General features: G+C 64.7%; 11 protein-coding genes. 4 read left to right on the forward strand and 7 right to left on the reverse strand.

Translation table 11 applies throughout. The features are described 5' to 3' along the window. Positions 1-4 precede the first annotated feature (4 nt). Positions 5-562: a GbsR/MarR family transcriptional regulator gene (locus HYH07_RS26465; RefSeq protein WP_220005246.1), complete on the reverse strand. Its 558-nt coding sequence runs from the start codon at positions 560-562 to the stop codon at positions 5-7. A 152-nt stretch (positions 563-714) separates the two neighbouring features. Here HYH07_RS26465 and HYH07_RS26470 point away from each other — a divergent pair, with 152 nt between their 5' ends. Beyond that, positions 715-2,235, forward strand: coding sequence for a PAS domain-containing sensor histidine kinase (locus tag HYH07_RS26470; protein WP_220005247.1), 1,521 nt, complete (start codon positions 715-717; stop codon positions 2,233-2,235). Positions 2,236-2,388: 153 nt separating this feature from the next. On the opposite strand, the gene HYH07_RS26475 is transcribed toward HYH07_RS26470, so the two are convergent. The 4 genes from HYH07_RS26475 to HYH07_RS26490 all read right to left on the reverse strand — a co-directional run bounded on the left by HYH07_RS26475 (position 2,389) and on the right by HYH07_RS26490 (position 6,968). Beyond that, positions 2,389-2,688: an acylphosphatase gene (locus HYH07_RS26475; protein ID WP_057751581.1), complete on the reverse strand. Its 300-nt coding sequence runs from the start codon at positions 2,686-2,688 to the stop codon at positions 2,389-2,391. After that, positions 2,685-3,551, reverse strand: a complete 867-nt coding sequence (locus tag HYH07_RS26480) for an oxaloacetate decarboxylase (protein WP_220005248.1) — start codon at positions 3,549-3,551, stop codon at positions 2,685-2,687. The genes HYH07_RS26475 and HYH07_RS26480 overlap by 4 nt, the downstream gene beginning before the upstream one ends. Before the next feature lie 157 nt (positions 3,552-3,708). Next, positions 3,709-5,724 (reverse strand): acetyl/propionyl/methylcrotonyl-CoA carboxylase subunit alpha, encoded by a 2,016-nt coding sequence (locus HYH07_RS26485; RefSeq protein WP_220005249.1) that lies wholly within the window; start codon positions 5,722-5,724, stop codon positions 3,709-3,711. Positions 5,725-5,873: 149 nt separating this feature from the next. After that, positions 5,874-6,968: a putative zinc-binding metallopeptidase gene (locus tag HYH07_RS26490; RefSeq protein WP_220005250.1), complete on the reverse strand. Its 1,095-nt coding sequence runs from the start codon at positions 6,966-6,968 to the stop codon at positions 5,874-5,876. Positions 6,969-7,182: 214 nt separating this feature from the next. Here HYH07_RS26490 and HYH07_RS26495 point away from each other — a divergent pair, with 214 nt between their 5' ends. From HYH07_RS26495 to HYH07_RS26505, 3 genes are all read left to right on the forward strand, one after another. Then, positions 7,183-9,660 (forward strand): PAS domain-containing sensor histidine kinase, encoded by a 2,478-nt coding sequence (locus HYH07_RS26495; RefSeq protein ID WP_220005251.1) that lies wholly within the window; start codon positions 7,183-7,185, stop codon positions 9,658-9,660. A 151-nt stretch (positions 9,661-9,811) separates the two neighbouring features. Then, entirely contained in the window at positions 9,812-10,252 is a 441-nt protein-coding gene (locus HYH07_RS26500; RefSeq protein WP_220005252.1) for an EamA family transporter, read from the forward strand. Positions 10,253-10,295: 43 nt separating this feature from the next. Next, the gene (locus HYH07_RS26505; RefSeq protein ID WP_220005275.1) at positions 10,296-11,546 is read left to right on the forward strand and encodes an arsenic transporter; all 1,251 of its coding nucleotides are present in this window, start codon (positions 10,296-10,298) and stop codon (positions 11,544-11,546) included. A gap of 8 nt (positions 11,547-11,554) precedes the next feature. Here the strand turns inward: HYH07_RS26505 and HYH07_RS26510 are convergent, their stop codons facing one another. Together HYH07_RS26510 and HYH07_RS26515 are read right to left on the reverse strand one after the other, a co-directional pair. Next, positions 11,555-12,919, reverse strand: coding sequence for an MFS transporter (locus HYH07_RS26510; protein ID WP_057751592.1), 1,365 nt, complete (start codon positions 12,917-12,919; stop codon positions 11,555-11,557). Positions 12,920-12,943: 24 nt separating this feature from the next. Continuing rightward, positions 12,944-13,708 (reverse strand): GntR family transcriptional regulator, encoded by a 765-nt coding sequence (locus HYH07_RS26515; protein WP_220005253.1) that lies wholly within the window; start codon positions 13,706-13,708, stop codon positions 12,944-12,946. Positions 13,709-13,794: the final 86 nt, after the last annotated feature.

Below are 13,794 nucleotides of genomic sequence, written 5' to 3' on the forward strand. Positions count from 1 at the left end.
AAACCTATTTGGCTTTGCCCAGCGGCAGCAAATTGGCGATCTTCTCGCCAAGCCGCATCAACGCGACCACCCGCGGCCGCGGCACTTTCAGCATCTGCATGAACCAGTGGTCGGCGAGCTCGGTGAAGGCGAGCATCTCCTTCAGCCGTTTGCTCGCGACCGGATTGATGGTCGGATCGTCGGCCGCATCGGTCACGCAGGCCCGCAGCGCCGTGATCGCGGGATCGAGCTCGCGCTCCTTGCGCCGCGCCGCGATACGCGTTGCGACCTCCCAGATGTCGGTCTCCGCCTCGTAGTGGTCGCGGCGGTCACCAAGGATCGGCACGCGCCGGATCAGGTTCCAGGCAAGCAGCTCCTTCAACGAATTGGAGACGTTGGACCTGGCCATGCCGAGCGTGTCGGCGATGTCCTCCGCGGTCATCGGCGCCTCGGCGAGATAGAGCAGCCCGTGGATCTGGCTGACCGAGCGGTTGACGCCCCACTGATCGCCCATGTCGCCCCAGTGCAGGATGAAGCGCTCGACGGCGGCGGGAAGTTTCTTCTTTCCGGTTATTTCTGTCATAACAGAAATATCTGACGGCATCGACCGCGTGTCAAGCGTTTGTCGAAGCCTTCCCACCTGCATACCGTCCGCAATATTTGCCTAAAAACCTCTCAGAAGATGGGAACCAAAGGCCGTTCAAGGCGTTTGCTCCCGTCGAGGCGGGGTACGTAATGGTCAAAAAGTCCAGTCAACAGAGAGACTTGTTCGAAAGCGAACGGAGTTTCCGGCTGTTGGTTGAAGGAGTCGCGGACTACGCGCTCTACATGCTCGATCCCAATGGGATCATCACGAGCTGGAACATTGGCGGCGAGCGGATCAAGGGCTATTCGCCCGACGAGATTCTCGGCCAGCATTTCTCGCGCTTCTATACCGAGGCCGACCGGGCCAGCGGCAAGCCTGCCCGTGCGCTCCGCACCGCGCGCGAGCAGGGCCGCTACGAAGAGGAAGGCTGGCGCGTCCGCAAGGATGGCACCTTCTTGTGGGCCAGCGTGGTGATTGACCCCATCTACGAGAACGGAGCCCTGGTCGGCTTCGCCAAGATCACGCGCGACATCACCGAGCGGCGCAATGCTCAAATCAGGCTCGAGGCGATGCAAACACAGCTTGCCGAGTCGCAAAAATTCGATGCGCTCGGCCAGCTCACCGGCGGCGTCGCCCACGACTTCAACAATCTCCTGATGATCATCAGCGGCAGCCTTCACATCCTCAAGAAGGGCGATCCCGAGGATTCCAGGTTCCAGCGCGCCATCTCGGCGATCGAGACCGCCGCCAAGCGGGGCGCCGCACTGACCGGGCAGCTATTAACCTTCGCACGGCGGCAGAGCGTCAATCCGCAGGCGATCCATTTGGCTGACCGCATCGAGGCGATCCGCGAAGTGCTTCACGCCGGCGTTGGCAGCGCGGTTCATCTCGACTTCGACATCGAGCGCGAGGTCTGGCCCGTCAAGGCCGACATCTCCGAGTTCGAGACCGGACTGCTCAATCTCGTCATCAACGCACGCGATGCCATGCCCGACGGCGGCACGGTGACGATCGGCGCGCACAACATCGTCCTCGACGATCCGCTCCATAACGGCGAATACGTCGCCATCACCGTCAACGATACCGGGCTCGGCATCCCCTCCGACGTCGTCGACAAGATTTTCGAACCGTTCTTCACGACGAAGCCGGTCGGAAAAGGCACTGGCCTCGGCCTGTCGCAGGTGCACGGCTTCGCGCATCAGGCTGGCGGCACGATCAAGGTCGCAAGCGAGCTCGGCAAGGGCACGACCTTCACCATCCTGCTGCCGCGCGAAACCGCGACCGCGTCGAACGAGACGCCTGAGGCGGCGACGGTGCGCGGCAGCGGCACGGTGCTGCTGGTCGAGGATAATCCCGATGTCGCACTCGTCAGCACCGGTCTGCTGGAGCAGCTCGGCTACAGCGTGCGCCGGGTTGCAGATGCCGAAGCGGCGCTGCGCGAACTCGAGAGCGACGGCGTCGACTTCGTGTTCTCCGACATCGTCATGCCCGGCAAGCTGGACGGGCTCGGCCTTGCCCACCTGCTGCGCCAGACCCACCCCAACCTGCCGATCCTGCTCGCCAGCGGCTACAGCGAAGCCGCCGCCGGCGTCCGCGGCGACTTCCCGATCCTGCGCAAGCCGTATGAGATCCACGAACTGAGCGAAGCGATTTCGAAGCTGCCGCGGTGATGGCAGGCTTCACCCACTAAAGCCTCCACAGCGTCATGGCCGGGCTCGTCCCGGCCATCCACGTCTACCAGCACGAAGAACGTGGATGCCCGGGACATCTGGCGCGAAGACACGCTTCGCGCTTTTGCCCGGGCATGACGATCTCTTTTGAAGCTACACCGTCGGCAACACGGAGAACGCTTCCCCTGCCCGGCGCAGGTTCAGTTCATCGACGCTGGCCGTCTCGCTGGTCACGCTGTCCACGCGCGATGATGGCGGACCGTGGCGGCACAGCGCGACCATGTCGGCGACATGCTTCGGCGCGCCCGCGAACAGCGCTTCGACGCTGCCGTCGCGGCGGTTGCGGACCCAGCCTTCGAGGCCGCTCGCGGTTGCCTGGTATTCGACCCAGGCCCGATAGCCGACGCCCTGCACGCGCCCACGGATCATCACCTGGAGGATCGCCCGGCTCATCTTTTCAGTCCAAGGAGATCGGCGCTGCGCACCTTGACATCGGCCTCGCGCATGACGCGGTTGATCAGCTCCGCCGACGGCAATCCCTTCAGCGCCTTCGGCGGCGTGCCCTCGCGCAACGCCCTCTGGACGTCGTAGACCGCCTGTATGGCAGCCGCGATCGGCGCATGGCCCTGAAGCGCGATGCGCACGCGTTGGCCCGCGAGATAGTCGATCGCGTTCAATTCGTCCGGTGCACCCCCGAGCACGATGGGCAGACGCGTGGCGCCGGCGATGGCCTCGAGTTCGGCGCGTGACTTGATGCCGGTGAAGAACAATGCGTCGACACCGGTCGCCTCATAGGCTCGGGCGCGACGGATCGCATCCTCGACCGAGGTGATCGAGGCAGCGCCGGTGCGGCCCATGATGACCAGCGAGGGATCGCCGCGGCCATCGAGCGCGGCCTTCATCTTGCCGACGCCCTCCTCCAGGGAGATCAGCTGCGCCTTGGCCTCGCCAAAGGCCGCCGGCAACAGCGTGTCCTCGATGGTGAGGCCGGCGGCGCCCGCCGTCTCCAGCTCCTGCACCGTGCGGCGCACGTTGAGCGCATTGCCATAGCCGTGATCGGCATCGACCAGCACCGGCAGGCCTGCGGCACGCGACATCCGACGCATCTGCTCGGCAAGCTCGGTGAGTGTGATCAGCGTGACATCGGGGTCGCCGAGCACGGCGAGCGAGGCGACCGAGCCGCCGAACATGCCGAGCGGAAAACCGAGATCCTCGGCAATGCGGATCGAGATCGCGTCATAGACCGAGCCGGGACGGACGCAAGCCGAGCCCGACAGAATGGAACGCAATTTCTCGCGGCGGGAACGAAAGGCCATGGTGCCCTCTCACACTATTGCGACGCAGCCGCAACATACTCCGTCATTGCGAGCGCAGCGAAGCAATCCAGAGTCTTTCCGAGGGAGGCAGTCTGGATTGCTTCGCTGCGCTCGCAATGACGATGTTGGTGGGGCCAGCAGGGCCCCACTCACACACTTACGCAAACTCCAAAATCAGCGCGTCCACCGCGAGCGTCGCACCGGCGCTGGCGTGGATCTTCTTCACCGTGCCGTCCTGCTCGGCGCGCAGCACGTTCTGCATCTTCATGGCTTCGACCACGGCCAGCGTCTCGCCGGCCTTGACCTCCTGCCCCTCGGTCACCGCGATGGAGACGATCAGGCCGGGCATCGGGCACAGCAGCTTCTTGCCGGTATCGGAGGCGGTCGTCACCGGCATCAGCCGGGCGGAGGCGGCTTCGGCTTCGGTCCAGACATAGACCGGCACCTCGACGCCCTGATGCGCGAGGCGAATGCCGTTGGCGATCGGGCGCGCCTGCACCGCAATGAAGTGGCCGTCGATGGTGCCCTGCCAGACCGGGTCGCCCGGCTTCCATGGCGACTGCAACAGATGCGCCTTGCCGGCCGTGCCGTCGGCATCGACGAAACGGATTGCGATCGCATCGCCCTCGCGGGCAATCTCGAGCGGAATCTCCTGGCGGTCGAGCCAGACCGCGCGGCGGCGTTCGCGCTGCACGACGCGCCCGCCCATCTGGCCGGAGATCTGCCGCTTGCGCTCACCCAGCACGTGATCGATCGCGGCGCCAACCGCGGCGATGCGACGCGCGACCTCGCCCTCGGGCACGCGCACGGAAAAGCCCTTGGGGAATTCTTCCGCGATGAAGCCGGTCGACAGATTGCCTTCGCGCCAGCGCGGATGATGCATCAGCGCGGACAAGAACGGGATGTTGTGCCTGATGCCGTCCACATAGAACGAGTCAAGCGCGGTCGCCTGCGCCTCGATCGCGGCCGCACGCGACGGCGCGTGGGTGACGAGCTTGGCGATCATCGGATCGTAATGGATCGAGATCTCGCCGCCTTCCTGCACGCCGGTGTCGTTGCGCACCGTGATGCCGTCCTTGCTCACCTCCGCCGGCGGGCGATACTTCACCAGGCGCCCGATCGAGGGCAGGAAGTTGCGGAACGGGTCCTCGGCATAGAGGCGCGACTCCACCGCCCAGCCCGTCAGCGTGACGTCCTTCTGCGCGATGGCGAGCTTTTCGCCGGCAGCGACGCGGATCATCTGTTCGACGAGGTCGACGCCGGTGACGAGCTCGGTGACGGGATGCTCGACCTGGAGACGCGTGTTCATCTCCAGGAAGTAGAAGCTCTTGTCCTGCCCTGCGACGAATTCGACCGTGCCGGCGGAATCATAATTCACGGCCTTCGCCAGCGCGACCGCCTGCTCGCCCATCTTGCGGCGGGTGGCCTCGTCGAGCAGAGGCGACGGCGCTTCCTCGATGACCTTCTGGTTGCGGCGCTGGATCGAGCACTCGCGCTCGCCAAGATAGATGACGTTGCCGTGCTTGTCGCCCAGCACCTGAATCTCGATGTGGCGGGGATCGACGATGAACTTTTCGACGAAGACGCGATCGTCGCCGAACGAGGCTTTGGCTTCCGCCTTGGCGAGATTGAAGCCTTCTGCGACCTCGGCCTTCGAATGCGCGATACGCATGCCCTTGCCGCCGCCCCCGGCGGAGGCCTTGATCATGACGGGGTAGCCGATCTCGTCGGCAATCCTGACCGCGTGCTTGTCGTCCTCGATGACGCCGAGATAGCCCGGCACGGTCGAGACCTTGGCCTTGGCGGCGGCCTTCTTGGATTCGATCTTGTCACCCATCGCGGCGATCGCGCCGGGGTTCGGGCCGATGAAGACGAGGCCGGCGGCTTCCAGCGCGCGCGGAAACGCCTCGCGCTCGGACAGGAAGCCATAGCCGGGATGCACCGCCTCGGCGCCGGTCTTCTTGCACGCCTCGACGATCTTCTCGATCACCAGATAGCTCTCGGCCGCGGCCGGCGGGCCGATCAGGACGGCCTCGTCGGCCATCTCGACATGGAGGGCGTCGCGGTCGGCCTCGGAATACACGGCAACCGTCTGAATTCCCATCTTGCGGGCGGTCTTGATGACCCGGCAGGCGATTTCGCCGCGGTTGGCGATCAGGATGCGTTTGAACATGATTTTCTTGAGCTTCGTCCCCTGGGCGGGACCCTGCCCCACGCCTTGGCGGGCCGGTGGGACGGGGCCGTATCCTGTCGTGGTACAGCAAAATTGGCTGGAGGCAACGGGCAAAATCCGGCCCGCTCTGGCGTACCAGCGCAAGACCGCTACGGGCCTGAGCCCTGGCCGCCCTTTTGCTTTCCGCCTTTGGCCACGTCCCGGACCAGGCTGTGGATGAAGCCGAGCTTGGCGACCACGGCCGGCGACAGGATGAAGGGATAGAGATCGCGCAGGCCCATGGCGCGGTTGACGCTGTTCATGGCGAAGGTGAAGGGCAGCCATGCATCGACGATCGCCTGAATGTCCCGCGCCTCGTAGGGGTTGAAGCGGATCCGCGTCGACAGCTCCCCATCGCGGTCGACCTTCGGGCGCACCTCCATGCCGAACTCGCCAGCCATTTCCAGCGTATCGACGATGTGGAGGTAATGCGCCCAGGTCTCGGCGAAATCCTCCCAGGGGTGCGTCGTCGCATAGGACGAGACGTAATTCTGCTGCCAGTCCGGCGGCGCGCCTTGGGCATAATGCCGCTGCAGGGCCTCACCGTAATCCGCGGAATCGTCGCCGAATACGGCGCGGCATTCGTCCAGTCTGCCGCCCTCGCGCACCAGCACGTCCCAGAAATAGTGCCCGACCTCGTGGCGGAAATGCCCGAGCAGCGTACGGTAAGGCTCGCCCATCTCCAGCCTGCGCCGCTCGCGCTCGATGGTATCGGTCTCGGTGAGCGCGATCGTGATCAGTCCGTTGTCATGGCCGGTCATGATCCTTTGCCCGGTGTTGGGATCATCGGCGAGGAAATTGAAGATCAGGCCGTGCTCGGGATCGTCCTGCCGGGTCTGGAGTGGCAGCCTCCAGCGGATCAGCGAATAGAACAGCCGGTGCTTTGCCACCTCCAGCTCGCGCCAGCCGGCGAGCTGCGCGGGGTCGGAGAGATCGGGCACGATGCCGTTGTGGCGGCAGGCGCGGCAATAGCCGGTAGTATCGCCGGCATCGGTCAGCCAGTTGCAGGCGTCGTAATCGGCATTGCGGCAGAGCATGCGGCGTTCGCCCTTGTCCGCAAGCGTCTTCCAACCCTCCCCATCGGGCTCGATCGCCGACATCGTCTCCTTTTCCGGCAGGAAGGCCACCCTGTGGCCGCAGCGTCCGCAGGCGCGGTTCTCGAAATAAAGAACGTTGCCGCAGTCCTGGCAAACAAAGAGCTTCAAGATTGAGCCTCTTGGGAAGGTGTGTCTTACCGATATCAACTATGGCGCCACGCAGATACGCGCGCAGGCCGCTCATCGTTCCTTCTTTAGGAACAAATAGCCAGCCCCCGCGTTCATTGACATCACCGGATGCAATACGGTGGGCGTTTCCTCAAGCTATTCCCTTTTGAGCAATGGCTATCACGCCGTGTCTATGTGAATATCGGTCCGGCACGTGCGCCCCCGCATCACAACGGCCGATACCTTGAACGATCCTTTGCCCGAGACCATCGCCGCCGAACGGCTGCGCCAGCACCTCGAAGAAATCGCGCGCGAGCGGGACGAGGCCTATCGCGCGCTGCAGGAGCGCGAGGCGGAGCTGGCGCGCATCCAGCGCATCGGCAAAGTGGGTGGGCTCGAAGTCGACCTCCGCGAAGGTTTCAAGAACCGCCGCTCGCCCGAATATCTGATCATCCACGGCCTGCCGCCCGAGGCCGCCGACGAGACGCATGAGGATTGGGTCAGCCGCATCCATCCCGACGACCGCGATGCCACCGTCAAGCATTTCTTCGATGCGCTGGCCGCGACCGGCGGGGACTACACGGCCGAATATCGCATCATCCGCCCCAGCGATGGCCAGACCCGCTGGATCCGCGTCGTCGCCAAGATCGAGCGCGACCACGATAACCGCGCCATCCGCCTCGTCGGCGCCCATATCGACATCACCGACCAGATGCTCGCCCGCGAGACGTTGCGCGAGAGCGAAGAGCGTTTCCGGCTGATCGCCGACAGCGCGCCGGTGCCGATCTGGGTGACGAAGCTCGACCGCACGCGCTCCTTCGCCAACCAGGCCTATGTCGACTTCCTCGGCCTGCCCTACGAGCAGGCCATCGCCTTCGACTGGCGCAAGGTGCTGCACCCTGACGACCTGCCGCATGTGTTGCAACAATCGGTCCAGGGCGAAGCCTCGCTCAAACCGTTCGTGCTGGAGGCGCGCTACAAGAACGCATCAGGCGAATGGCGCTGGCTGCGCTCGGAATCGCAGCCGCGCTGGGACCCGACCGGCAAGCATATCGGTTTCATCGGCGTCGCCCATGACATCACCGCCGCCAAGCAGGCCGAGATCGAGCTGCGGAAGCTCAATGAGACGCTGGAAGAGCGCATCGTCGAGCGCACCGCCGAGCTCGAATCCAACGAGGCCCGGCTGCGCGCCATCCTGGAGACCAGCAACCAGTATCAGGGCCTGATCAACCTGAAGGGCGAGCTGCTCTACGCCAACAAGACCGCGCTCGACGGCATCAAGGCGAGTTCTGCCGAGGTCATCGGCAAGCCGTTCTGGGACACGCCCTGGTTCACCGGTACGGAAGGCATGAGCGCAACCGTGCGCGAGGCCTTCAACACCGTGCTGAAGGGCGAAGCCGTGCGGCTTGAGATGCGGCTGCGTCTGCCCATCGGCGAGCGCGACTTCGAGTTCAGCATCCGCCCCGTGCTCGACCGCCATGGCAACATCACCGGCGCGGTGCCTGAAGCCGTCGACGTCACCGAGCGCCGCCGCGGCGAGGAAGCGCTGCGGCAGTCGCAGAAGATGGAGGCGATCGGGCAGCTCACCGGCGGCGTCGCGCACGATTTCAACAACCTGCTCACCATCATCCGCTCGGCGACCGACTTCCTGCGCCGGCGCGAGCTGCCGGAGGAGCGCCGCCGCCGCTATGTCGATGCCATCTCCGACACTGTCGAGCGCGCCTCGAAATTGACCGCGCAGCTGCTGGCCTTCGCGCGCCGGCAGCCGCTGAAGCCGCAGATCTTCAATGTCGGCAGCCAGGTCGAGGGCGTGGCGCAGTTGGTCCGGCCGCTGGTCGGTGGCCGCATCGAGATTGTCGTCGAGATCGACGATGCCGACTGCTTCACCGTCGCCGACGTCGCGCAGTTCGAGACCGCCCTGATCAACCTCGCCATCAATGCCCGCGACGCCATGAACGATGAAGGCCGGCTCACCATTTCAGTGCGCAAGGTCCAGGGCATTCCGACCCTGCGCGCGCAGTCCGCGCGCAGCGGCGACTATGTCGCGATCTCGATCGCGGACACCGGAAGCGGCATCGCGCCCGAGAACATCGACGCCATTTTCGAACCCTTCTTCACCACCAAGGAGGTCGGCAAGGGCACCGGCCTCGGCCTCAGCCAGGCCTTTGGATTTGCAAAACAGTCCGAGGGCGACATCGCCGTGACGAGCACACCGGGCCAGGGCGCGACCTTCACCATCTATCTGCCGCAGGCGCAGAGCCCCAGCGCCGAGAGGGAAGCGTCCTCGCTGACCAGTGAGGGCGCCACCACCGGCCGGGGCTATCGCGTGCTCGTGGTCGAGGACAATGACGATGTCGGCCAGTTCTCGACCGAGCTCTTGGAGGACCTCGGCTACGTCACCCGTCGCGTCGCCAACGCCAACGCCGCGCTCGCCATCCTTGGCGAGAACGAGTTCGCGGTTGATCTCATCTTCTCCGACGTGATCATGCCCGGCATGAACGGCGTCGAGCTCGCCGGCATCATCCGCGAGCGCTATCCGGGCCTGCCCGTCGTGCTCACCTCCGGCTACAGCAACGTGCTCGCGGAAAATGCTCACCGCGGCTTTGAACTGATCCAGAAGCCGTATTCGGTGGAATCGCTCTCGCGCATCCTGCGCAAGGCGATCACCGAGAAGCTGTCGGTGGCGCGTTGAGTGTTATAGTTGTACGACGTTGCCACAAATTCCGTCATTGCGAGCGCAGCGAAGCAATCCAGAATCTTTCCACGGAGACAGACTGGATTGCTTCGCTGCGCTCGCAATGACGACGATGGCGCGTCGTCCTGGAACAACGGATACCGATGACATGAAACCCGCCCTCTTCTCCGCCTGGCAAACCTGGGCGCTGCTCTCCGCCTGCTTCGCCGCGCTGACCGCGATCTTCGCCAAGGTCGGCGTCGAGAACATCAATCCTGATCTCGCCACCTTCATTCGCACCATCGTGGTGCTGCTGGCCTTCTCGGTGCTGCTGTTCTTCACCGGCCAGTTCACGGTGCCGTCGGCGGTCTCGCCGAAAACCTGGCTGTTCCTGGTGCTGTCGGGGCTTGCGACCGGCGCGTCGTGGCTGTGCTATTTCCGTGCCCTGAAGCTCGGGCCGGCGACGCTGGTGGCGCCGATCGACAAGCTCAGCGTGGTGCTGGTGGCGCTGTTCGCCTTCGCCTTTCTCGGCGAGCGGCCGAGCGCGCAGGGCTGGACCGGGATCACCATGATCGGCGCCGGGGCGGTGCTGCTCGCCGTGAAATTCTGACGCTTCCAATTTCATTCCACGCCAAGGACTATCCGTGCCGAGCCTGCCGTCTGACCCCATCTGGGCCTGGAGCATCATCGTCGCCGCGACTGCCGGCGTCATCATCCGCCCTTTCCGCCTGCCCGAGGCGATCTGGGCCGTGCTCGGCGCCGGCGCGCTGGTGCTATCAGGCTTCCTGCCGTGGCAGGATGCGCTTGTCGGCATCGAGAAAGGCGTCGACGTCTATCTCTTCCTGATCGGCATGATGCTGATCGCCGAGCTGGCGCGGCTCGAGGGCCTGTTCGACTATCTCGCCGCGGTTGCGGTTGAATATGCCGGCGGATCCCCGCAACGGCTGTTCCTGCTGATCTACATCGTCGGCACTGTCGTCACCGTGCTGCTCTCCAACGACGCCACCGCCATCGTGCTGACGCCGGCCGTCTACGCCGCGACGCGCGCGGCCGGCGCAAAACCGCTGCCTTATCTCTTCGTCTGCGCCTTCATCGCCAATGCCGCGAGCTTCGTGCTGCCGATCTCCAATCCCGCCAATCTCGTCGTGTTCGGCGCGCGCATGCCGCAGCTCAGCGAATGGCTGCGCCTGTTCGCCCTGCCCTCGGCGGCGTCGATCCTGCTGACCTATATCGTGTTGCGCCTGACCCAGCATCACGCGTTGAAGGAGGAAACGATCGCAAGCAGCGTGCCGCATCCGATACTCGGCCGTGGCGGCAAGCTCACGGCTATCGGCATCATCGCTGTCGGAATCGTGCTGGTCACAGCCTCCGCACTCGACAAGCAGCTCGGGCTGCCGACTTTCGTCTGCGGCGTGGTGACGTCAGCCGTCGTGCTGCTGATCAGCCGCCAATCGCCGATGCCGGTGCTGAGAGGCGTATCCTGGAGCGTGCTGCCGCTGGTCGGCGGTCTCTTCGTGATGGTGGAGGCGCTGATCAAGACCGGCGTCATCGGCCAGCTCAGCGCGCTGCTGCATGAAGCGGTGGCGCAATCAGTCCCGAAGGCGGCCTGGAGCGTCGGCGTCGCAACCGCGATCGCCACCAACATCGCCAACAATCTGCCGGTCGGGCTCGTCGCAGGCTCGGTCGCTGCCAGCGATCACCTGCCCACGCCCGTCGTCAGCTCCATCCTGATCGGTGTCGATCTCGGGCCCAATCTGTCGGTGACGGGATCGCTTGCCACCATCCTGTGGCTGGTGGCGTTGCGGCGGGTGAAGATCGAGCTCGGCGCCTGGCCGTTCCTCAAGCTCGGCATGCTGGTGACGCCGCCGGCCCTGATCGCGGCACTGGCTGCCGCGATCAGGTAGCTTCTCTACTAGTCGTTCTCGTAGCCGTAGACCTCAGGCAGGATGAAGATTGCCGCAAGCAATCCGATCAGCGGGAAGATCGCGACGAACAGCGTCGCACTGGCCTGCCCGATCGCCGCGAACAGCGACGGGAACAGGAAGATCGCCAGGAACGACGGCAGCTTCACGAACATGTAGGCGAAGCCGCTGGCGGTGCCGCGGTATTTCGGCTTGGCGACCATGGTCGGGATCGTCATGCAGTTCGACGCGTCCCAATAATGACCCCAGAGCATGGCGGCGGCCGCGAACGGCAGCAGCATCTTGTTGTCGGTGTAGAGCGCGAAGGCCGCGACCAAGAGCGAAGCCAGCACGATGCCGAAACCGGCGATGGCGATGCCGCGATGGCCGATCTTCGGCGTCAGCAGCGGGCCGACCCAGCCCGACAGCGCGGCGAAGCAGAACAGGCCCATCGTCACCAGATTGTTGCCGAGCACGCTGGAGACGCCGACCATCACGAACAGCACCGGCAGGTAGAAGGCGAAGGTCGAGAATTCGCTGCCTTGCGCGAAGCAGGCGATCCAGCCGTAGACGGTGGCGCGCCAGCGGATCGGATCCTTCTTGAGGTCGGCGAGGAATGCCCGGGTCGAAACCTTCGGCACCTCGACGTCCTGGTCCGGCAGCATGGCGAGATCGTCGTTGAACATCTCGCGCGCGACCTGCTTGGCCTCGCGGTAGCGTCCCTTCTGCACCAGCCACACCGCCGTCTCCGGCACGTCGTGGCGCATCACCAGGATGATCAGCGCCGGCACCGCGCCGAGCCCGAGCGTCACGCGCCACAGCATCTCGTGCTGCATGTCGATCAAGAGGAAGATCACGATGACGCCGATGGTCAGCACCTCGCCGACGGCAAACATGAACTGCCACCGGTTGCCCATCACCTCGCGCTCACCCTTGGCCATGGATTCCATGATGTAGGTGTAACCGGTCGAGATGTCGGAGCCGAGCGGAACGCCGAGCAGGAAGCGGATCACGACCAGCCAGCCGACGCTGGGCACGAAGGCCTGCGCCAGGGCCAGCACGATGAACATCACCATCGTGATCAGGAACATGACGCGGCGGCCGATCTTGTCCGACAGCCAGCCGCCGAGCAGCGCGCCGATCAGCGCGCCGCCCTGAGTGCCCGCGGCGGCAAGGCCGAGCATCAAGGGATCCGGATTGTACTGCTCCTTGATGAAGATCAGCACGAAAGCGATCGAATAGAGATCCCAGGCCTCGACCAGGATCGAGGCCATCATCAGCCAGCCGACCTTGTTGCCCTTGGGACTGTAATTGGTGATGAGGTAGCGGACCGCGGTTTCGCTCGCGGTCGGTTGTGGCATGGCCATTGTCTGCATGTTTGGTCCTCTCTTCAAAACTCTCTAGGCGCCGAGCAGCGGCTCGATACTGCAATCGAGCAGGCGCGGATCGATGCCCGCCTCCATGCCCGTGAACATCTCGCCCATGTAGTCGATCAAGGCGTCGCTCGCCTTCACGGCATCCTCGACGCGGCGGTTCGCAACTGCATTGAGAATACCGAGATGATGATCGATCGTTCCTGACAGATCGGCCTGTCCCGGCATGAAACGGTGATGGATGTAGCCGATGCGGCGATACAGCGTGTGCAGCGGCCGCAGCGTGTGCACCAGGAACGGCTCGCCGGCCGCTTCCAGCACCAGCGCATCGATGCGCCGGTCGAGGCTGTTGAACTCGTCCAGGGTCAGGGTGGCGCGGCGTTCACGAAGCAGGCGCTCGATATGCAGCGCCTGATTGCGGTGCGAGAGACTGGCGCGATCGGCCGCGAGGCGGATGACAAACCGCTCCATGTCGCGGCGCAGGCCCAGCAGCATGCGCTCGCGCGCGAGATCGATCGGCGCGATGTGCAGCCCGTGGCGCGGACGGATGATGATGAGCGTGTCGGCGGACAGACGATTGACGGCGTGGTGCACCGGCGTGCGGCCGAAGCCGGTGATCTCTTGCAATTCCAGCATGGTCATGAACTGGCCGGGCTTGAGCTCGCAATGAACCAGCAGCTCTTCAATCCGCTGATAGGCCAGCTCGAAGAAGTTGAGACGATTGCGCCGCGAGGGCTTGCCCTCTCCGTCCTCCGGTCTCACCACCTCGAGCGCGCGCTTGCGCCGTGCCATCGCATGTCCTCCCGTCCGCCTGCGCTCTCGCATTGCAGGGCGGCGCCTTATTTGTGGCACCCTTAAAACATGTTGTGATATATTAC

The sequence above is a fragment of the Bradyrhizobium sp. BR 10261 genome, from assembly GCF_019455395.1.
Lineage (GTDB): Bacteria > Pseudomonadota > Alphaproteobacteria > Rhizobiales > Xanthobacteraceae > Bradyrhizobium > Bradyrhizobium manausense.

Coding starts and splice junctions, on each gene's coding strand:
- HYH07_RS26485 (WP_220005249.1), bottom strand. CDS start 5,724: ATGTTCAAACGCATCCTGATCGCCAACCGCGGCGAAATCGCCTGCCGG.
- HYH07_RS26500 (WP_220005252.1), top strand. CDS start 9,812: ATGAAACCCGCCCTCTTCTCCGCCTGGCAAACCTGGGCGCTGCTCTCC.
- HYH07_RS26510 (WP_057751592.1), bottom strand. CDS start 12,919: ATGCAGACAATGGCCATGCCACAACCGACCGCGAGCGAAACCGCGGTC.
- HYH07_RS26465 (WP_220005246.1), bottom strand. CDS start 562: ATGACAGAAATAACCGGAAAGAAGAAACTTCCCGCCGCCGTCGAGCGC.
- HYH07_RS26475 (WP_057751581.1), bottom strand. CDS start 2,688: ATGAGCCGGGCGATCCTCCAGGTGATGATCCGTGGGCGCGTGCAGGGC.
- HYH07_RS26515 (WP_220005253.1), bottom strand. CDS start 13,708: ATGGCACGGCGCAAGCGCGCGCTCGAGGTGGTGAGACCGGAGGACGGA.
- HYH07_RS26480 (WP_220005248.1), bottom strand. CDS start 3,551: ATGGCCTTTCGTTCCCGCCGCGAGAAATTGCGTTCCATTCTGTCGGGC.
- HYH07_RS26470 (WP_220005247.1), top strand. CDS start 715: ATGGTCAAAAAGTCCAGTCAACAGAGAGACTTGTTCGAAAGCGAACGG.